Origin of the sequence: Sphingomonas sp. Xoc002 (assembly GCF_050408055.1) — a bacterium.
Classification (GTDB): Bacteria; Pseudomonadota; Alphaproteobacteria; order Sphingomonadales; family Sphingomonadaceae; genus Sphingomonas; species Sphingomonas yabuuchiae.
Window position 1 is genome coordinate 2,999,813 of record NZ_CP191175.1, and the last position, 20,033, is coordinate 3,019,845.

A 20,033-nucleotide genomic window follows, 5' to 3' on the forward strand; every position below is an offset into this window, starting at 1 on the left:
GTTCCTAACCCGGCGTTGGGGCCGGATGCCTTTGCGGGGCCGTCCTTCCTTCGGGAGGGGCGGCCCTTCTTTTTTGCCCTTCCCCCACAGGCCGTGTAGATGTCGCCCGGCCATGGCCAGTCATTCGCCCGCCGCGACGTCCCCCGCTTCGCCCCCCGCCTCCGATCCCCTGTCGGTGCGGCCGTTTTTCGAGAACAAGGCGCGTGCCTTCTGGACGCTGCAGGCGGCCGGGTGGTCGGGCTATCTGGTGCTGCGATCCGTGGTCGGCATCTCCAACGGCTTTTCGCTGGAGAAGATCATCCCCGTGATCATCGAGGCGATCCTGGGCTATTGCATCACCCTGCTGCTCTCGACGCTGTACGGCTATTACCGGCGCATTCCGCGTATCATGGGGGTGTTCCTGACGCTGGCGACGCTGGCGGCGGCGACGTTCCTGTACGCCGCGCTCAACGCCTTTTCCTTTTCGTTCATCACCACCACCCAGCCGGGCGTCACCGTCACCCTGCTGATCGGCAATCTGTTCATCACCTTCGTTGTGCTGGCGGGATGGTCGGCGTTGTATTTCGCGATCAACTATTATCTGATCGTCGAGAGCCAGATCGACGAGATGCGCGCGCTGGAGCTTCAGGCCTCGACCGCGCAGCTGGCGATGCTGCGCTATCAGCTGAACCCGCATTTCCTGTTCAACACGCTGAACTCGATCTCGACTTTGGTGCTGCTGAAACAGACCGAGCGCGCCAATGCGATGTTAAGCCGGCTGTCAGCCTTCCTCCGCTACACCCTGGCCAATGAGCCGACCGCGCATGTCACCGTGGCGCAAGAGGTTGAAACGCTGAAACTCTATCTCGAAATCGAAAAGATGCGCTTCGAAGACCGCCTGCGTCCCAGTTTCGAGATCGACCCGCGGGCGGAGCGCGCGCGCCTGCCCTCGCTGCTGCTGCAACCGCTGGTCGAGAACGCCATCAAATACGCCGTCACGCCACAGGAGGAAGGCGCGGAAATCCGCGTCGATGTGCGACTGGTCGGGCAACGGGTGCGGATCGCCGTATCCGACACCGGCCCCGGCTTGCACGAAATCCGTCATTCCTCAAGCGTTTCGACCGGCGTTGGACTGTCCAATATCCGCGAACGACTGGCCCAGGCTTATGGCCCGGACCACCGTTTCGAATCCCGCTCCGCGCCGGCTGGCGGATTCTCGGTGGAGATCGAGATCCCCTTCCAGCTTGAGAATGTGAACAGAGAGGCCGCATGACCATCCGTACCATCCTCGTCGACGACGAGCCCCTGGCGATCCAGGGCATGGAGCTTCGGCTCCAGGCGCACGACGACGTCGAGATCATCGAGCGTTGCTCGAACGGGCGCGAGGCGATCCGCGCGATCAAGACGCACAAACCCGACCTCGTTTTTCTCGACATCCAGATGCCCGGTTTCGACGGCTTTTCGGTGGTCCAGGGCCTGATGGAGGTCGAGCCGCCGCTGTTCGTCTTCGTCACCGCCTATTCCGACCACGCGCTGCGTGCGTTCGAGGCGCAGGCGGTCGACTATCTGATGAAGCCGGTCGAGGAAGCGCGTCTCGCCGACACGCTCGACCGCGTACGCCAGCGCCTGAACGAGAAGCGCGGCGCGGGTGAGGTCGAGAAGCTGAAGGAAGTGCTCGCCGAACACGCCCCCGACGCGGTGACCGACCTGAGCGAGGGCGGCGAAGTGGCGTCGAGCCGGTTCGAAAAGCTCATCAACATCAAGGATCGCGGCCAGATCTTCCGCGTCGATGTCGACACGATCGAGATGATCGAGGCGGCGGGCGACTATATGGTCATCAACACCGGCGACAATTCGCTGGTCCTGCGCGAGACGATGAAGGACCTGGAAAAGCGGCTCGATCCGCGGCGGTTCCAGCGGGTGCACCGGTCGACCATCGTGAACCTGGACCTGGTCAAGCAGGTGAAGCCGCATACCAATGGCGAATGCTTCCTGCTGCTGGAGTCGGGCGCGCAGGTGAAGGTGTCGCGCAGCTACCGCGACGTCGTGGCGCGGTTCGTTCATTGATAACCGATTCCTCCCCTGCAAGGGGAGGTGGCAGGCCGTAAGGCCTGACGGAGGGGTATCGCGCTCTCGATAGCGGGACACCCCTCCACCATGCTGCGCATGGTCCCCCTCCCCTTACAGGGGAGGAATGAGAGTTACCGCAAGCCCAGCATCTTGTGCGCCTGGAGCGTCAGCCGCCAGCGCGGCCGCTCCATCACCATGGCGACGCACGCCTCCCGGTTTTCGTCCGCGCGCGGATCGTCGAGCGGCTGGAGCAGGTGGTTCGCGAAATCCCAGCCCTCGACCTCGGCCGGGTCGATTCCCGCCTGCGGCCAGACCAGCTTCAACTCCTGGCCCGAACGCTGGATAACGTCAGACCCCGCCTTGGGACTGATGCACACCCAGTCGATGCCCGGATGCGCTGCGATCGTCCCGTTGCTTTCGATCGCGATGAAGAAGCCCGCCGCATGCAGGCTGTCGACCAGCGCATCGTCGACCTGGAGCATCGGCTCGCCCCCGGTCAGCACCACGAAGCGCTCGCCCCGCGACTCGCCCCAGAAGCCCTCGACCGCTGCCACCAATGCCGCCGCATCGGCAAAGCGCCCGCCCCCCAAACCATCAACCCCGACGAAATCGGTGTCGCAGAAGCGGCAGATCGCGCTCGCCCGATCCTGCTCGCGGCCGGACCACAGATTGCAGCCCGCAAAGCGCACGAACACCGCGCGCCGCCCGGCCTGCACACCCTCGCCCTGGAGCGTCAGGAACATTTCCTTGACGGCATAGCTCATCGGTTCAGCCCTGCGGCTTGACCGCATAGGCGGTGGGATCGGGGATGCCCGCTTCCTCGAAGCCGCGCGAACGCAGGCGACAGCTGTCGCATTCGCCGCAATGCAGCCCCTCGGGCGTCGGGTCGTAGCAGGACCAGCTGATCCCCATATCGACGCCCAGCCGCGTGCCTTCGCGCACGATATCCGCCTTGGTCATGTGCTGAAGCGGCGCATGGATCTTGAATGGCTGGCCCTCGACGCCTGCCTTGGTCGCGATCTCGGCCAGCCCCTCGAAGGCGGCGATGAACTCGGGACGGCAATCGGGATAGCCCGAATAATCGAGCGCATTCACGCCGATGAACAGGTCCCGCGCGCCCGCCGCCTCGGCCCAGCCCAGCGCGAGGCTGAGGAAGATCGTGTTGCGCGCGGGCACATAGGTGACGGGGATACCCGGCTGAACGCCGTCCTTGGGCACATCGATATCGGCGGTCAGCGCAGAGCCGCCAAAGGCCGACAGGTCGAGCGGCAGGACGATGTGGCGCTCGGCACCCAGCGCCTCGGCGACACGCGCGGCGGCGGCGAGTTCGACCTTGTGGCGCTGGTTATAGTCCACCGAAAGCGCAAGCACGCGATAGCCGGCGGCCTTGGCCGAAGCAGCGGAAATCATCGAGTCCAGCCCGCCCGAAACGAGCACGACCGCCATGGGAGCAGAAGATGTCATGATGGGGCCGATCGCTACGCCCATTAGCGCGCGGTTGCAATGGTGCGTTGGGGCCGAGCTTAGGAGCTGCAAGAAGGGGCGGGACCGAAAAATCAGTCCCGCCAAGGACCTGACCGGGCATGCTGAGGACCCGGGCGAGGGAGAATTCCGCTACTGAAGCAGAACCCCCTTCTAGCAGCATGATGGTTAAAAAACGGAAAAGCCGATCCGTTTCAGTTCTTCAATTTCCAGCCCTTGCGCAGCAGGACGTAACACAGGACCGCCATCACGATGTCGATGCCGAGCACGACGAACCCGCCCAGCGTCACCGGCGAGTCGGCAAGGCCCAGGAAACCATAGCGGAAGCCCGAGATGACGTAGAAGAACGGGTTTGCATGGCTGATCGCGCGGAACGCCGGGGCGAGGCCATCGACCGAATAAAAGGTGCCGGACAGCAGCGACAGCGGCACGACGACGAAATTGGTCACGGCCGCCGCATGGTCGAACTTCTCCGCCCAGATCGAGGTCAGCACGCCCAGCAGCGCCAGAAAGACCGAGCCCAGCAGGCCGAACCACAGCACCGCGAACAGCGCGTGCGGCGTGACATGCACTCCCGGCCAGATCGCCATCGCGGCCCATACCGTCACCCCGACCAGCACCGCGCGCGTCACCGCGCCGCCGACCAGCGCGGCCAGCAGCTCGGCGGTGGAGAGCGGCGGCATCAGATAGTCGACGATCGTGCCCTGGATCTTGCCGACCAGCAGCGAAAAGCTGGCATTGGCAAAGGCATTGTTCATCATGCCCATCACGATCAGGCCCGGCGCGATGAAATCGGCGAACGGCACCTGCATCCCCGCGACCGGCACGGCGTGGCGACCGCCTAGGGCGGTGGTGAAAATGATGAGGTAAAGCAGCGTCGTGACCGACGGCGCCCAGATCGTCTGGAGCTGCACCTTGAAGAAACGGCGCACCTCCTTGATATAGAGGGTTCGAAGGCCGCCCCAGTTGATGTTCCGGATGACGGGCTCACCGGGGGCGGCACGCACCGCCGAGTGGATTTCACCGAGGGGGGGCTGGCTGCTCATCGCCATAGCGCGTAACGGTTGCCGTGGCCGCCCGCAACCCGGTACGATGACTGGCGGTTGCGATGATGAAGTGAGGAAAGGTTTCGAATGTCGTGGACCGATGAGCGGATCGATACGCTCAGGACGATGTGGGAGGCGGGACAGACCGCCAGCCAGATCGCCGAAGCACTGGGCGGAGTCAGCCGCAACGCGGTGATCGGCAAGGCGCACCGCCTGGGCCTGCAGGCGCGCCCGTCGCCGGTGAAGGCCAATGAGCCCGCCGCGGCTCCTGTGGCCGAGCCGGTGGTCGCGGCTGCTCCGCCGCCGCCCCCGCCCGCACCGGAACCCGAGCCCGAGCCTTCGCCTTTCGTGGCCGAGGACGAACCGGACACGGAGATCGAAGCCGAACCCGCCAAGGCGCGCGAGCCGCAGCCGATCCTGCGGTCGGTCGGCCCCGGCGGCTTCGTCCGTCAGTCGCCCGGCGAGCAGCAGCCCCCGCCCTCGCCCGCCCCGCCGCGCCGTCTGGTGCCCGCCAAGCCGAGCCCCGAAATGGCCGGCAAGACCTCGCTGCTCGACCTGAACGACCGCATCTGCAAATGGCCGATCGGCCATCCGGGTGAGCCGGACTTCCACTTTTGCGGCGACAAGGTGAATCCGGGTTTCCCGTACTGTGTTGCGCATTGCGGCCATGCCTATCAGGCGCAGCTGCCCCGACGCGACCGCCGTCCGCCGCCGCCCTTGCCCTTTGGCGGCCCGCGCGTCCGCTGATTCGGGTCTGAGAAAAAAGCCCGCCGGTTTCGTGACCGGCGGGCTTTTTCGTCGCGGTTTCCCTTGGCCTTCGACTTCGCGCGAGAGCGAAGTCGAAATGCGCGCCCCGCCACTTGCCTCAAGCGACGGGGCGCGCCCCTCACATCAGAACCGGAACGCCGCCGTCGCGCGCAGCGAGTGCCAGCGGAACTTGTCGTCCGACCGCCGGATATCCGTGCCGCTGGTGTTCGGCGCCAGCACGAACGGATTGGTCGCAGGCGCCGACCCTTGCGTCACCCGGACGCGCGTGTCGTCGTCCTGGTACTGGTGGTACATATATTCCATGCCGATCGAGAAGTTGCGCCCGATCTTCTGCTCGATACCGCCGCCGCCGAGGAAGCCGAACTGGTTGCGCTTGCCGCTGAGGGCAAAGGCGTTCGACCCGTTCGAGGTCGCGAACTCGCGGTTGATCCGGGCATAGCCGCCGCCGAACGTGCCGTAGAACAGCGTGTTGTTCGCGGCATAACCGGCGCGACCGCGGACCGAGGCTTCCCAGTCGATGCTGCGCGTGAACGTGTACCAGGCGGGCGTGGTCGAAAAGGCCGAGACGCTGTCGGTGATTTCCGACTTACCGAATTCGCCGACCACGCCGTACACGATGTTGCCCACCTGATGGTCGGCACCGACGCGGCCATAATAGGCAATGCCGTCCTTGTCGTTGTTGCAACCGGTGGCGGCATTTTGCGGCGACAGTACGCTGCGCGCGCGGCCGTTGCAGAAGCCCGGCGAGAAGGCGTTGGCGCCGGTCGCGGTCGTCACGACGTCGCCGAACCGCCCGTCCAGGTTGCGGTCGAACAGGAAGCGCGAGCCGACATCATTGGGCTGCACGTCATAGCCGAAGCTGCCGCCGACATAGACGCCGGAGAAGGGCGCATCGTCCTCACCTGCATAAGTGCCGTCCTGCGCCATGGCCGGCGCGGCGATCAGCGCCGAGGCCATGGCCCCCGCCATCCAGAATTTCATCATTATCACTCCCGTACCCTTGGCATAAAGGTAACGGGCTAACGGTCCGGCCCCGTGGAAATATCCCACGTTAGAATATCGGCAAAGCTTTGTTGCATTTGCGCAACGCGCCACGAAGCTGGCGCAAGCGCGCCGGAAGCCCTATAGTTCCCGTTATGTCCAATGATCTGTTCGCGGGCGGCGCCCGTTCCCAGCCCGCTTATGACGCTTCCTCGATCGAGGTGCTCGAGGGGCTGGAGCCGGTTCGTCGCCGCCCGGGCATGTATATCGGCGGCACCGACGAGCGTGCGCTGCATCATCTGGCGGCCGAAGTCCTCGACAATGCGATGGACGAGGCGGTGGCGGGCCACGCCACCCGGATCGAGGTGAAGCTGGAGCCGGGCAACCGCCTGACCATCGTCGACAATGGGCGCGGCATTCCGGTCGATCCGCATCCCAAATTCCCCGACAAGTCGGCACTCGAAGTCATCCTGTCGACGCTGCACTCCGGCGGCAAGTTCACCGGCAAGGCCTATGCGACCTCCGGCGGCCTGCACGGCGTCGGCATCTCGGTGGTCAACGCGCTATCGTCCGACACGGTGGTCGAGGTGGCGCGCGAGCGTATCCTCTATCGCCAGCGTTTCGCGAAAGGCGCGACGCTGGGTCCGTTGGAGACGGTGGGCGCCGCCCCCAACCGACGCGGCACCAGCGTCGCCTTCACGCCGGATACCGAGATTTTCGGACCCGAACTGCACTTCAAGCCCGCGCGGCTGCACAAGCTGGTGCGGTCCAAGGCGTATCTTTTCGCCGGGGTCGAAATCCGCTGGCACTGCGCGGCCGAGCTGATCACCGACGATACGCCCGCCGATGCGGTGTTCCAGTTCCCCGGCGGCCTGGCCGATCATCTGAAGGAGCAGATCGGCGGACGCGAATGCGCGACGGCTGATTTCTTTTCGGGCAATCAGGACTTCCCGGCCGAACAGGGCCGCGTCGAATGGGCGGTCGCCTGGCCGCTCTGGAGCGATGGCAGCTATAGCTGGTATTGCAACACCATCCCGACCCCCGACGGCGGCACGCACGAACAGGGCCTGCGCCAGGCACTGGTCCGGGGGCTTCGCGCGTTCGGCGAGTTGGTGAATCAGAAAAAGGCCAAGGACATCACCGCCGACGACGTGATGGTCGGCTCCGAACTGATGCTCTCGGTCTTCATCCGCGAACCGCAATTCCAGAGCCAGACCAAGGACCGACTCACGAGCCCGGAAGCCGCCGGTCTGGTCGAAAAGGCGGTGCGCGACCATTTCGACCATTATCTGTCGGCGAACATGGATCGCGGCAAGGCGCTGCTCGGCTATGTGCTCGACCGCATGGACGAGCGGCTGCGCCGCAAGGCCGAGCGCGAGGTCAAGCGCAAGACCGCGACGTCGGCCCGCAAGCTGCGCCTGCCCGGCAAGCTGACCGACTGTTCGGCGGACAGCCCAGAGGGGACCGAGCTGTTCATCGTCGAGGGCGACTCGGCAGGCGGCTCGGCGAAGCAGGCGCGCGACCGCAAGACGCAGGCGATCCTGCCGATCCGCGGCAAGATCCTGAACGTCGCCAGCGCCACCTCGACCAAGATCCTGCAAAATCAGGAAATCGCCGACCTGACTCTGGCGATGGGCTGCGGCACGCGCAAGGATTGCGACCCGACCCAGTTGCGCTACGAAAAGATCGTCATCATGACCGACGCCGACGTGGACGGCGCGCATATCGCCACGCTGCTGATGACCTTCTTCTTCCAGGAAATGCCCGATCTGGTGCGGCGCGGGCATCTCTACCTCGCCCAACCGCCGCTCTATCGCCTGACGGTCGGCGCCAAGTCGCTCTACGCCCGCGACGACGCCCACCGCGCCGAGCTGGAGCGCACCGCGTTCAAGGGCAAGAAGGTCGACGTCGCGCGCTTCAAGGGCCTGGGCGAGATGAACCCCGGCCAGCTGCGCGAGACCACGATGGACCCCGCCACCCGCAGCCTGATCCGCATCACCCTGCCCCAGGAATATGAGGAACGCGCAGGCGTCAAGGACCTGGTAGACCGGCTGATGGGCAACAACCCCGCCCACCGCTTCGCCTTCATCCAGGAAAATGCAGCACGGCTGGACGAAGAGGTTATCGACGCCTGAGGATTGGTGCCCCGATCCACAATTTGTAACTTGCACGACCGGCGATATCGGTACGAATATTCTTCTCCCATCCGGCGTTTATCATGCGGCCGACCCGCGTCGGCACGCTGGGAGAAGGAATTCGTCCGATGATCCTGCTGACGCTGCTTCTGCAATCGCAGTTTAGCCTGCCCATTCCGGTCGACAGTGGACCGACCGTCGTCGTGACGGCGGACAGCCTGTCGGCGACCAGAAAGGCGCTCGCGGATTGCCTGGCACACCGATGCCCGCCCAAGGAGGATATCGCCCGGTCGCTCGCCTATGCCGAGATGCAGTTTCTGACTGGTGATTATGAGGCCAGCTACCGAACGTTGCTGTCGTCGCGCGGTCGCAACGGCCGTTATGACTCGGCGCTTCCCAAGGAGGTTGCCGATCTCCACCGCGCCACCAGCCGCCTGGCCCGGCTGAACGGCGTTCCGATCAACCCCCGGGTCAACGCCGCCGACGCGGTCTATGCCCTACGTGCAGGGCTGCCCGCGAACGACCCCGCCATCCTTGCCCAACGTCTGGAGGTGGGTGACGAACTGGCCCGCGAAGGGCGCGCGGAAGGAGCGTTCCAGCATTATGACTGGGTGGCACGCGAGGCGGAGAAGATTGGCAATTTCAATCTGGTGGGGCAGTCCTACCTCCGCTCGGCGGTACTTCAGAGCGCGCTGGGTTCGCTCTATCCCGAATATCGGACGCGCGCACGGGACATGGCGGAGCGTATCCTGAACCGCCGCGAGCCCGAAATGCTGCCCTATCGCAATGCCGCTCGGGCGATCCAGATCCAGCTGGCCGACGAGAAGGATCGCGCGGCCGTGGCCGACCGGGTGATCGCGGAAATGGAACCGGGGCAGAGCGGCCGTCAGATGTTGGTCTTCTCTCCATCGATCCGGCAGGAAGAACTGCATGTCGGCTCCGCCCCGGGGCAGGAGAAAGCCAGCTTCGTCGATTTCAGCTATCGGGTCACGCCGGACGGGCATGTCGTCGACATCGCCCCCCAGAATGTCAGCGACAAGCTGCCCGCTCAGTGGATCAAGGTGGTCGGCGAGAAACTGGCACTACGCCGTTATACGCCGCGCAGCGACGCCGACCCCGAAAAGGGCCAACGACTCGAGCGTTTCAGCATCGTGGCGCCCCAGGCCGCCTACAAGGGCTCCCGGATGCGCAGCCGGGCATCGACCTGGGAACTGAACACCTTCGATCTGACGGCGGACACCGCGAGCTGACGTCCCCGATGCGTTGACGCAAGGACGCAATAGCCCGTATGATCGAACTGGGCGGCCACCTGTGCCGCCCTTTGCTGTTTGAAGGAGACGTCCCGTGACCATCACCGCCCTGATGCCCGTTTACCCACGGTGCGGGGTGCGTCCGGTCCGAGGCGAGGGCGTCTATCTGTATGGCGAGGACGGCGAACAATATCTGGACTTCGCCGCCGGTATCGCGGTGAACGCGCTGGGCCATGGCCATCCGAAACTGGTGGACGCGATCGCCAAACAAGCCGCAACGCTAATGCATGTGTCGAACCTGTACGGCAGCCCGCAGGGTGAGCATTTCGCCCAGCGGCTGGTCGATTCGACCTTTGCCGACACGGTGTTCTTCACCAATTCGGGCGCCGAAGCCGTCGAGTGCGCGATCAAGACCGCGCGCCGCTATCACTTCGCCAACGGCAATCCGCAGCGTCACACGCTGATCACGTTCAACAACGCGTTCCACGGCCGGACGCTGGGCGCAATCTCGGCGACCAACCAGCCCAAGATGCGCGACGGGTTCGAGCCGCTGCTGCCGGGCTTTGGCTATGCGCCGTTCGACGATCTGGAAGCGGCGCTGGCGCTGATCGACGAGAACACCGCCGGTTTCCTGGTCGAACCGATCCAGGGCGAAGGCGGCCTGCGTCCCGCCAGCATGGAATTCCTCCAGGGCCTGCGCGAGGCGTGCGACGAGCATGGCCTGCTGCTGGTGCTCGACGAGGTGCAGTGCGGTTACGGCCGCACCGGCAAGTTCTTCGCGCATGAGTTGTACGGCGTGAAGCCCGACATCATGGCGGTCGCCAAGGGTATCGGCGGCGGCTTTCCGCTGGGCGCGTGCTTGGCGACCGAGGAAGCGGCCAAGGGCATGGTCGCGGGCACCCATGGCTCGACCTATGGCGGCAACCCGCTTGCCATGGCGGCCGGTGAAGCGGTGCTGGACGTGATCCAGGAGCCGGGCTTCCTCGCGCATGTCGAGGCGATGGGCCAGCGGCTGCGCTCGACGCTGGAGCAGATGATTCCGAACTTCGACCATCTGTTCGAGGAGGTTCGCGGTCACGGCCTGATGCAGGGTCTGAAGATGAAGAGCGACAGCCGCCGTTTCGTGGCGCATTGCCGCGACCATCACGGGCTGCTGTTGGTGGCGGCGGGCGAGAACGTCATCCGCATCCTGCCGCCGCTGGTCATCGACGAGAGCCACATCGCCGAGTTCGCGACGAAGCTGTCGGACGCCGCGCGCGTTTACGTCCCCGCCGCCGACGACTGATATCCCAAATACTGATCTTTGGCACCCCGGCGGCGGCAAACCGCCGGGGGACGGAGTATAGACCCATGACGATCCGCCACTTCCTGAACCTCGCCGACGCCGGTCCCGAGGGTGTGACCGCCATTCTGACCGATGCGAGAGTACGCAAGGCCGCCCGCGCCGGTTTCACCAAGGGCCGCGTCGATGCCGATGCGCCGCTGACGGGCCATGTGCTCGCCATGGTGTTCGAGAAGAACTCGACCCGCACCCGCGTCAGCTTCGACATGGCGATCCGCCAGCTCGGCGGCACCTCGATCGTGCTCGATGCGGGCACGATGCAGTTGGGGCGCGGCGAGACGATCGCCGACACCGCGCGCATCCTGTCGGGCTATACCGACGCGATCATGATCCGCACCGACGACCATGCCAAGGTCGAGGAAATGGCGCATTACGCATCAGTGCCGGTCATCAACGGCCTGACCGACTTGTCGCATCCGTGCCAGATCATGGCCGACCTGCTGACCGTGATCGAGGCGGGCAAGACCCTGTCCGGCATGAAGGTCGCCTGGCTGGGCGACGGCAACAACGTGCTGCATTCGATCGTCGAGGCGGGCGGGCTGCTCGGCTTCGACGTGGTCGCCGCCTGCCCCATCGGCTATCACCCCGAGCCCGGCACGCTGGAACTGGGTAAGGGTCGCGCGACCTGCACCACCGATCCGCGTGCGGCGGTCGAGGGGGCGGACATCGTCGTCACCGACACCTGGATCTCGATGGGCCAGGCCCATGCCGAGGAAAAGTTGGCCGCGATGATGCCGTTCCAGGTCAATGCCGACCTCATGGCTCTGGCCAGGCCGGACGCAAAGTTCCTCCACTGCCTGCCTGCACATCGCGACGAGGAAGTCACCTCGGACGTGATCGACGGCCCGCAGTCGCTGATCTGGCCGGAAGCGGAAAACCGGCTCCATGCGCAGAAATCGGTGCTGCGCTGGTGCTTTGGTCAAGTGGGGGGCCAGATCGGTTGATCGCAGGCCGGGCCATACTATCTATGGAAAGGCCGGCGGGTTCGTCGGCCTTTTCTCTTTTCCCTGCCGCACTGGCATCATAGCGCCCGGCCCCCTCCGGAGCGTAAAGGCACGAGCATGACCGACATCACCCTGCCCGACCTCGACCGCGCGATCGGTTTCATCATCCCCGAGCATCATGCGCGCGGGCGGCTGGTACGGCTGGGCCCGGTGCTGGACGAGATTCTGGCGGCGCACGCCTATCCGCCCGCGATCGAGCGGCTGCTGGCCGAGGCGCTGACCCTGACCGCGCTGATGGGCGCCACGCTGAAGGACACCAGCGGTCAGTTGACCATCCAGACGCGCAGCGACAGCGGCGTGATCCGCCTGCTGGTGTGCGATTATCGCGGTGGCGAGCTCCGCGGCTATGTCCAGTATGACGAGGACCGGCTGGCCGAACTGCCCGCCGAGCCGACGCTGTTCGCGCTGTTCGGTCAGGGTTATCTGGCGATCACCTTCGACCTGGCGATGACCGACGAACGCTATCAGGGCATCGTGCCGCTGGACGGCGACACGCTGTCGAGCGCCGCCGAGAGCTATTTCATCCAGTCCGAGCAGATTCCCAGCCTGCTGCGCGTCGGGATCAGCAAGGGGCCGGACGGGCGGACGGTCGCGGGCGGCCTGTTCCTCCAGCACCTGCCCGAGGGCGAGGAAGGCCGCGAGCGGCTGCACGTCAAGCTCGACCATCCGGAATGGGAGCATGTCCAGGCGCTGGGCCAGACGATGCAGGTCGAGGAACTGGCCGACGCCGCGCTGCCGCTGGAGACTTTGGTGTGGCGGCTGTTCAACGAGGAGCAGAATGTCCGCGTGTCGGAAAGCCCCGCCATCGTGCGCGGCTGCCGCTGCTCGGCGGAGTATATCGCCAGCGTCATCACGAAGTTCTCGGTCGAGGAACGGCGCGAGATGGCGGATGCCGATGGCCTGATCCAGGTGGACTGCGCTTTCTGCGCGAAGAAATTCCCGGTGCCCTTCGACGCCGCACCGGCGGCGTAATGTCTGGTCCTCCCCTGCAAGGGGAGGTGGCAGGGCGAAGCCCTGACGGAGGGGTGTAGCGGCCTGCGAGGGAGCCTGCCCCTCCACCACCAGCCTCCGGCTGGCGGTCCCCCTCCCCAAGCTTTGCTTGGGGAGGAATTAGAGTACTGACCCCTAACCACAAGCACGTCCCCGGCGAAGGCCGGGGCCCAGTTGCAGTGATGGTCAGATGATTCCCCACGTGGTGTGGGAGGTGTGCTCGCGTCTCATGCGACGCCACCGTGCACCACGACTGATATGGAAACTGGGCCCCGGCCTCCGCCGGGGTGACGCAAGGGGTTGGGTGGTCCTTAGCCCCCCAGCGCCTCGACCAGCGCCTTGACCTTCTGCTGGCGCCATTGCGGCAGCGGAGCGACCAGCCAATAGCCCATGCGCGAGGGCACCGCCTCGCCGGTGGCGACTACCCGCCCCTCGGCCAGATCGCGCTCGGCCAGCAGTTGCGGCACGATCGCCCGGCCCAGCCCCGCTGCAACCGCGTCGATCGCCAGGCCGGCATCCGTCACACGCACCAACGGCGTTCCCTCCTCCGGCGCACCTGGCCAGGCGATCAGCGGCGCGTCTTCGGGACCGATCGCGATCATCCCGTCCGACTCGATCGCCTCGCCCTCCAGTCCGCCGGGTCCGTCACCCCAGCGGATGGCGAGGTCGAGATTGGCCTCGGTGAAGTCCAGCCCCTCGTCCGACGCGATCAGCGAGAAACGCAGGTCCGGGTCGCTTGCGGCGATGGCGGCGAGACGCGGCATCAGCCACTTCTCGGTCACGTCGCGCGGGGCGGCGATGGTCAGCGACTTGGACGACTGGCCCGCCTGCATGGCGCGCACGGCATCCTCGAATTGCAGGAAACCGGCCCGCAAGGGGGCTAGGCCCGCCTCGGCTTCGGGGGTCAGTTCCAGCCCGCGCGTCGTGCGGCGGAACAGGACGACGCCCAGCGTATCCTCCAGCGCGCGAATCTGCTGCCCGACCGCCGCCGGGGTCACCGCAAGCTCGTCGGCGGCGCGGGTGAAGCTCAGATGGCGCGCGGCGGCGTCCAGCACGCGCAGGCCGTTGAGCGGCAGGTGTGTCCGCTTCATGTCTCCACCGCCGGGGCGATGAGCGCGAAATGCGGGATGGCCACGTCGAAGGTCACGCCGTCCGCGCCGACCATGCGGTAACTGCCCTGCATCGCGCCGCTGGTCGTCGCCAGCGGGCAACCCGAGACATAGTCATAGGATGCGCCCGGCTGGATCACCGGCTGTTCGCCGACCACACCCTCGCCCTCGACCGAATGCCGCGCACCGCGCGCATCGGTGATGATCCAGCGCCGGGTGAGAAGCTGAACCGGCTGGTCGCCCTCATTCTCGATGCGGACATGATAGGCCCAGAACCAGCGCCCGCGCTGCGGCTCGGACTGTTCGGGCAAATAGCTGACCGACACGCGGACCGTCACCGACCCGGTGGTCAGCGCATGGGGGAAGAGCGCCTTCACAGACCCACGACACGCAGCGCCTGGTCGAGATCGTCGATCAGGTCGTCCGCATCCTCCAGCCCGACATTCAGGCGCAGCATGCCCTCGCCGATGCCCATCTCGATCCGCTTGTCCTCGGCGACACCGGCATGGGTGGTCGAGGCGGGATGGGTCATCAGCGAGCGCGAGTCGCCGATATTGTTCGAGATGTCGATCAACGCCAGTGCGTCGAGCAGGCCATGCGCCTGTTCTCGGCCGCCATCGAGTTCCAGCGCAAAGATGCTGCCGCCCGCCTTCATCTGGCGCATCGCCAGTTCATGCTGCGGATGGCTCGGCAGCGCGGGGCACAGGACGCGCGGTACGCGGCCTTCCAGGAAGGTCGCGACCTTCAGCGCCGATTCCGACTGGCGGTGGATGCGCAGGTCCAGCGTCTCCAGACCCTTCAGCACCACCCAGGCGTTGAACGCCGACAGGGTCGGGCCGGTGTTGCGGGTGAAGGGCAGCAGCGTGTTGGTGATGAAGTCCTCGGTCCCGCACACCGCGCCCGCCAGCACGCGGCCCTGCCCGTCCATCATCTTGGTGGCGGAATAGGCGGTCACGTCCGCACCGAAATCCATCGGCCGCTGGAGCGCCGGGGTCGCGAACGCATTGTCGACCACCGTGGTGATGCCGCGCTCGCGCGCGATGTCGCAGATCGCCTGAAGATCGGCCACGTCCATGGTCGGATTGGCGGGCGTCTCGAAGAAGAAGACCTTGGTCTCGGGCCGCACCGCGTCCAGGAACGCCTGCGGGTCGCGCGCATCGACGACGGTGGTGGCGATGCCGAACTTGGGCAGCAGCGTGTCGGTCAGCCAGCGGCACGACCCGAACGCCGCACGCCCGCCGACCAGATGGTCGCCCGCCTGCAACTGGCAGAGCAGCACCGCGGTCATCGCCGCCATGCCCGACGCCATGGTCCGGCACGCCTCGGCGCCTTCGAGCAGGGCGATGCGCTGTTCCAGCATCTCGACGGTCGGGTTCTGGAGGCGGGAATAGGTCATCCCCTCCTGCTCGCCCGCGAACCGTGCCGCCGCGTCTCCTGCCCGGTCGTAGCAATAGCCCGAGGTCAGGAAGAGCGCCTCGGAGGTTTCGCCATATTCCGACCGCGCGGTGCCGCCGCGCACGGCCTGCGTCGCGGGGCGCCATTGGGAGGTGATCGAACGGTCCTGGCCAGTCTTGCGCTTCATGCCCGTCCATTTGCCGGTCCGGGGGGCGGGGTTCAAGGATATTCGGTCGCGCACCCGATATGTCCGCGTTACGCCAGCGGAACGGAAAAGCGCCCGATCCGGTTATTCCCCCCGATCCAACAGGGAGAATAGTCATGAAGATCCGCATCGGCCTGCTGATGGCCGCCAGCCTGGTGTCGCTGTCCGCCTGCAACGGCAAGGGCACCGATAAGCTTGCCGAGAATGTCGAAAAGGCTGCCGACAACCGCGCCGACGGCATGGAAGACCAGGCCGACGCGCTGCGCAACCAGGCCAAGATGCTCGACAAGCAGGCCGAAAAGACCCGCGACTATGCCGAGGACCGCGCCGACGCGATCAAGGCCGCCGACGTCAATGCCGCCGCGATGAGCCCCGAGCAGCGCGAGGCGGTCATCGACAACCAGGCGGCGGCGGTGCGCTGAGGCGGATGGAGTCCGGCCCCTCCACCATCGCTATCGCGATGGTCCCCCTCCCCAAGCACAGCTTGGGGAGGAATGGGATGCCCAAATCCTCCCCATCTTCGATGGGGAGGGGGACCGCCGGGCATAGCCCGGTGGTGGAGGGGCAAGCCGCCGGTTACTGCGCCTCGCGGTGGTTCGTGACCTTGCCATAGATCGGCTTGGCCACCGTCGTCAGCCTGTCGCTCGCATCCCCGGTCAGATCGAAGAACAGGATGCGGTTCGCCCCGGCCTTCAGCCACGGCGCGGGCGTGTAGAGCGTGTGGACCGGCCCGATGCTCCAGAAACGACCGAGATTATGGTCGTTCAGCCACAACTGCCCCTTATGCGCGCCCCGCATGTCGAGATAGGTGTCGCCGGGCTGCGAAACGGTCATTTCCGCCTCGTAGAAGCAGGGACCGCTGCACGGCTTGGCCGACAGTTTCAGCGACGACAGATTTTCCATCGGCAAGCGGAACATCTGCCAGTCGGTGAGCGGCTGCCCCGCCAGCGTCACCGCGCCGGTCAGCCCCGCCTGCTCGGTGCGGATCGCGTGCGAATAATTCACCCGGCCGGTATTCTCGACCAGGATATCCAGCGTCGCGGGTTTGGCGCGTGCGGGCAGTTCGACCGTTTCCTGATCCAGTCGCCGGTCCAGCGTGCCGACCAGCGCCTTGTCCAGATAGACCTGCGCATAGCTGTGCATGCCCTTGAGGGTCAGCGTCTGCGCAGGCCCCGCAGGGACGGCGACCCGGTAGAGCACATAGCCGAAATTCTGGTCCAGCTCCTCGAACGTCTTCGGCTGAGCGGCCCGCACCGGCGCGGGCAGATTGTCCCAGAGCGATGCGCTGCGCCGCACCGCCGATACCGGGAAGGTCGTCGCGACTGTCGGCGCAGGGGTGGGTGCGGCGGGCTTGCCGGTCACCTCGGCGATGGCCGCAGCGATCAGGCCATATTTGTAGCGCGGATTGCCCGCCTCATCGATCGGCGCGTCATAGTCATAGCTGGTGGTGTCGGGATGATAATCCTTGCCGGTGTGCGAGTCCGCGCCGTTCATCCAGCCGAAGGTGGTGCCGCCATGCACCATGTAGAGCGAGATCGAATAGCCGCGCTTGAGCATATAGGCCATTTCCTCGGCCTCTTTCTTGCCGTCCGTCTCGTGATGGTCCTCGCCCCATTTGTCGAACCAGCCCGCCCAATATTCGCCGACCATGCGCAGGCCTTCGGGGCGGTACGCCTCCAGCTTCGCGACCGAGCTTTGCGCGCCGCCCGAACCGAAATTGACGACCGAAGGCAGGTTGGGCAGCGAACCCTTGGCCAGATCGCCGCCCTGGTTGCTGGTGAACAGGATGCCATCGGCAAACCCCGCGCGCTTGTAGATCGCTTCCAGCCCGCGCAAATAGGTCTGATCGCTGCCGAACGCGCCATATTCATTCTCAAGCTGCACCGCGACGATCGGCCCGCCATTCTTGAGCAGCAGCGGCTTCACCTCCTGCCCCAGCCGCATCAGCCAGCGATCGACGGCGGCGGTATATTGCGGATCGGTCGAACGCAGCACCAGCTTGCGGTCCTTCAGCAGCCAGGACGGATAGCCTCCCAACTCCCATTCCGCACAGACATAGGGGCCGGGGCGCAGGATCACGTCCAGCCCCTCGGCCTGCGCATCGCGAATGAAGGCGACGATGTCGTTCTGACCGCTGAAATCATAGACGCCCGGACGCGGCTCATGCGCGTTCCAGAAGGAATAGGTGGTGATGGTGTTCAGCCCCATCGCCTTGGCCTTGCGCAACCGGTCGCGCCAATAGGCACGCGGGATGCGGGTATAGTGCATCTCGCCCGAGATCACCTGATGCGGCTGGCCGTTGCGCAGGAAGCCCTTGCCCTTCACCTCGAAGGTCCTGGCCGGGCCGTCATTCGACAGGGGGCCTTGCGCCGACGTGCTTTGCGCCGCCAGGGGCGAAAGCGCGGTCGCCGCCAGAATTGCGCACAAGGTCGATCGAACCGCTCGCGTCACGTCACTCTCCCGTTCATTCCGTCGCGTTCGCACAGACGGGGTTCGGGACATGCCGTGTCACCCGTCCGCGCTTCGGCATCATGGGTGCCATGCGGGACGGGGGTTCGTCAAATTGTCTGACGAATGATGCCAAGTTGTCCCTCCCCTGCAACGGGAGGGGGTCCATGCGCAGCATGGTGAAGGGGATGTCCCTCTTATCGAGAGCGAGTGGCAGGCCGGATTGCGCCCGGCAATCCTCGAACCCGCGGGGCGGGTTCGACCTGCCACTCCCCTCCGTCAGGCCTTCGGCCTGCCACCTCCCCTTGCAGGGGAGGAATAGGGGGTTACGCCGCTTTCCACATGGGCTGCGCCATCGCGGGGGATTGGCTGCCCAGGCGGAAGCGGCCGACCTGGTCGGTCATCGCGCTCGCCTCGTTGACCATTTCGCGAGCGGCGGCGGAGGCTTCCTCGACCATCGCCGCATTCTGTTGCGTCACCGAGTCGAGATCGCCGATCGCGATCGTGATCTGCGACGCGCTGCTCGCCTGTTGCTGGGATGCGTTGGCGATGTCGCCGATCAGCGTGGCCATCTCGCTGACCTGCGCGGCGATGCGTTGCAGCGTCGATCCGGCCGCGTCGACCTCCTGCACGCCCGAGCGGATCTGCGCGTCCGACGCGCCGATGCGGCTCTTCACATCCTTGGCGGCATCGGCCGAACGCTGCGCCAGCGCACGCACTTCGGACGCGACGACCGCAAAGCCCTTGCCCGCGTCACCCGCGCGCGCCGCCTCGACGCCCGCGTTCAGCGCCAGCAAATTGGTCTGGAAGGCGATGCCGTCGATCACCCCGATGATCTCGGAGATTTCGTTCGAGGTGCGCTCGATCCCGCCCATCGCGTCCATCGCGCGCTGCACCACGACGCCGCTCTGCGCCGCATTTTCCTGCGCCGAGGCGGCGACCTGCGCGGCCTTGTTGCCGAACTGCGCGGTTTCCTGAATCGCGGTCGTCACCTGGCGCATCGCGGCGGCCGTTTCCTCCAGCGAGGCGGCCTGATGTTCGGTACGCCGCGACAGGTCGCCCGCCGCCCTGCCGATCTCCAGCGCGGCGCTCTGCACCCGGCGCGAGGACGAGTCGATCGACTGGATCGATCCGCCCAGCATCTGCGCGGCCTCGTTGAAATGGAGGCGCAGCGGTTCGTAATCGTCACGGAACGGCTTGGCGATACGATGCGTCAGGTCGCCATTGGCGATACGCGACAGCCCGTCGCCGAGCAGGTTCACCATCTCCATCGTCTCGCCCATATCCTGGATCAGGACCAGCACATCCTGCGGCGTGACCACCTGCGCGGGGATCAGGGTGACGAGGAAGCGCTCCACCTGTCCCTTGGGATCTTGGTTGAGCCATTCGAACCGGGCAAAGCCGTCCCGCAGCGCCTGGGCGACCCGCTCGCCGATATGCGTTTCGGTCGGGCGGCCATCCGCCTGGCAGGGGGCGGAGAAATCCAGCGGGTTATGGCCCAGCACCTCGGACAGGCGGCGATGATAGATCCGCTCGACGGCGGCGTTACCTGCGATGAACTTGCTGTCCGACAAGAGGAGCATCGCATCGGGCGAATGCTCGAACACCGCCAGCGCCAGCCGATCCCCCAGGCTCACATCCTTCTTGCCGAACAAACCCATCGCAGCCATCCGCCCATTGTCTCTCGCGGTCCGGACTCGAAGGCGTATGGCCCATCAATCCCGTCCATGACGTGCTGACCTAACGAGCAAGTCTGAAGGATCGGTTAGGGATGTTTCGTATGGACATCGCCTACCGAAAAAGCATTTGTCCGCCTTGGGCGGGTCGGC

General features: G+C 65.8%; 18 protein-coding genes. 9 read left to right on the forward strand and 9 right to left on the reverse strand.

Annotated elements, in window-relative coordinates; all coding sequences use genetic code 11:
• Window positions 1–112 precede the first annotated feature (112 nt).
• Window positions 113–1,252 carry a sensor histidine kinase gene (locus tag ACQR50_RS13665; RefSeq protein WP_172839688.1) on the forward strand — a complete coding sequence of 380 codons (1,140 nt, stop codon included), beginning with the start codon at window positions 113–115 and terminating at the stop codon, window positions 1,250–1,252.
• Window positions 1,249–2,046, forward strand: coding sequence for a LytR/AlgR family response regulator transcription factor (locus tag ACQR50_RS13670; RefSeq protein WP_056431755.1), 798 nt, complete (start codon window positions 1,249–1,251; stop codon window positions 2,044–2,046). Before ACQR50_RS13665 ends, ACQR50_RS13670 begins: the two co-directional genes overlap by 4 nt.
• Before the next feature lie 134 nt (window positions 2,047–2,180).
• Here ACQR50_RS13670 and queE read toward each other — a convergent pair whose 3' ends face one another.
• The 3 genes from queE to ACQR50_RS13685 all read right to left on the reverse strand — a co-directional run bounded on the left by queE (window position 2,181) and on the right by ACQR50_RS13685 (window position 4,577).
• Window positions 2,181–2,813: a 7-carboxy-7-deazaguanine synthase gene (gene queE, locus ACQR50_RS13675; protein ID WP_428968736.1), complete on the reverse strand. Its 633-nt coding sequence runs from the start codon at window positions 2,811–2,813 to the stop codon at window positions 2,181–2,183.
• A gap of 4 nt (window positions 2,814–2,817) precedes the next feature.
• Window positions 2,818–3,513: a 7-cyano-7-deazaguanine synthase QueC gene (gene queC / locus ACQR50_RS13680; protein WP_058746824.1), complete on the reverse strand. Its 696-nt coding sequence runs from the start codon at window positions 3,511–3,513 to the stop codon at window positions 2,818–2,820.
• 212 nt (window positions 3,514–3,725) lie between these two features.
• Window positions 3,726–4,577, reverse strand: a complete 852-nt coding sequence (locus tag ACQR50_RS13685) for an ABC transporter permease (protein ID WP_056431909.1) — start codon at window positions 4,575–4,577, stop codon at window positions 3,726–3,728.
• Window positions 4,578–4,664: 87 nt separating this feature from the next.
• Between ACQR50_RS13685 and ACQR50_RS13690 the strand changes: the two genes are divergently transcribed.
• Window positions 4,665–5,324, forward strand: a complete 660-nt coding sequence (locus ACQR50_RS13690) for a GcrA family cell cycle regulator (RefSeq protein WP_219020718.1) — start codon at window positions 4,665–4,667, stop codon at window positions 5,322–5,324.
• A 144-nt stretch (window positions 5,325–5,468) separates the two neighbouring features.
• On the opposite strand, the gene ACQR50_RS13695 is transcribed toward ACQR50_RS13690, so the two are convergent.
• Window positions 5,469–6,329 (reverse strand): outer membrane protein, encoded by an 861-nt coding sequence (locus tag ACQR50_RS13695; protein ID WP_428968737.1) that lies wholly within the window; start codon window positions 6,327–6,329, stop codon window positions 5,469–5,471.
• A gap of 152 nt (window positions 6,330–6,481) precedes the next feature.
• Here ACQR50_RS13695 and parE point away from each other — a divergent pair, with 152 nt between their 5' ends.
• The 5 genes from parE (at window position 6,482) to ACQR50_RS13720 (ending at window position 13,029) form a co-directional block, all read left to right on the forward strand.
• A complete protein-coding gene (parE, locus tag ACQR50_RS13700; protein WP_428968738.1) occupies window positions 6,482–8,461 on the forward strand; it encodes a DNA topoisomerase IV subunit B in 1,980 nt (659 codons plus the stop codon).
• Between the two features lie 83 nt (window positions 8,462–8,544).
• Window positions 8,545–9,711, forward strand: a complete 1,167-nt coding sequence (locus ACQR50_RS13705) for a hypothetical protein (protein ID WP_428968739.1) — start codon at window positions 8,545–8,547, stop codon at window positions 9,709–9,711.
• 94 nt (window positions 9,712–9,805) lie between these two features.
• Window positions 9,806–10,996 (forward strand): aspartate aminotransferase family protein, encoded by a 1,191-nt coding sequence (locus ACQR50_RS13710; protein WP_428968740.1) that lies wholly within the window; start codon window positions 9,806–9,808, stop codon window positions 10,994–10,996.
• A gap of 65 nt (window positions 10,997–11,061) precedes the next feature.
• Entirely contained in the window at window positions 11,062–11,997 is a 936-nt protein-coding gene (gene argF / locus ACQR50_RS13715; RefSeq protein WP_428968741.1) for an ornithine carbamoyltransferase, read from the forward strand.
• A 117-nt stretch (window positions 11,998–12,114) separates the two neighbouring features.
• Window positions 12,115–13,029, forward strand: a complete 915-nt coding sequence (locus tag ACQR50_RS13720) for an Hsp33 family molecular chaperone HslO (RefSeq protein WP_076717274.1) — start codon at window positions 12,115–12,117, stop codon at window positions 13,027–13,029.
• A 329-nt stretch (window positions 13,030–13,358) separates the two neighbouring features.
• Here the strand turns inward: ACQR50_RS13720 and ACQR50_RS13725 are convergent, their stop codons facing one another.
• The 3 genes from ACQR50_RS13725 to ACQR50_RS13735 are packed head-to-tail and all read right to left on the reverse strand — an operon-like array spanning window position 13,359 to window position 15,738.
• Entirely contained in the window at window positions 13,359–14,138 is a 780-nt protein-coding gene (locus ACQR50_RS13725; protein ID WP_058743821.1) for a LysR family transcriptional regulator, read from the reverse strand.
• Window positions 14,135–14,533 (reverse strand): Co2+/Mg2+ efflux protein ApaG, encoded by a 399-nt coding sequence (apaG, locus tag ACQR50_RS13730; protein ID WP_428968742.1) that lies wholly within the window; start codon window positions 14,531–14,533, stop codon window positions 14,135–14,137. The genes ACQR50_RS13725 and apaG overlap by 4 nt, the downstream gene beginning before the upstream one ends.
• Window positions 14,530–15,738, reverse strand: a complete 1,209-nt coding sequence (locus ACQR50_RS13735) for a trans-sulfuration enzyme family protein (RefSeq protein WP_184105981.1) — start codon at window positions 15,736–15,738, stop codon at window positions 14,530–14,532. Before ACQR50_RS13735 ends, apaG begins: the two co-directional genes overlap by 4 nt.
• A 134-nt stretch (window positions 15,739–15,872) precedes the next feature.
• Here ACQR50_RS13735 and ACQR50_RS13740 point away from each other — a divergent pair, with 134 nt between their 5' ends.
• On the forward strand, window positions 15,873–16,178 hold the full coding sequence (locus ACQR50_RS13740; protein ID WP_056431906.1) for a hypothetical protein: 306 nt from the start codon (window positions 15,873–15,875) through the stop codon (window positions 16,176–16,178).
• A gap of 154 nt (window positions 16,179–16,332) precedes the next feature.
• Here ACQR50_RS13740 and ACQR50_RS13745 read toward each other — a convergent pair whose 3' ends face one another.
• Both ACQR50_RS13745 and ACQR50_RS13750 read right to left on the reverse strand, forming a co-directional pair.
• Window positions 16,333–18,207: a glycoside hydrolase family 35 protein gene (locus ACQR50_RS13745; protein WP_428968743.1), complete on the reverse strand. Its 1,875-nt coding sequence runs from the start codon at window positions 18,205–18,207 to the stop codon at window positions 16,333–16,335.
• 323 nt (window positions 18,208–18,530) lie between these two features.
• On the reverse strand, window positions 18,531–19,874 hold the full coding sequence (locus ACQR50_RS13750; RefSeq protein ID WP_428968744.1) for a methyl-accepting chemotaxis protein: 1,344 nt from the start codon (window positions 19,872–19,874) through the stop codon (window positions 18,531–18,533).
• Between the last annotated feature and the right edge of the window lie 159 nt (window positions 19,875–20,033).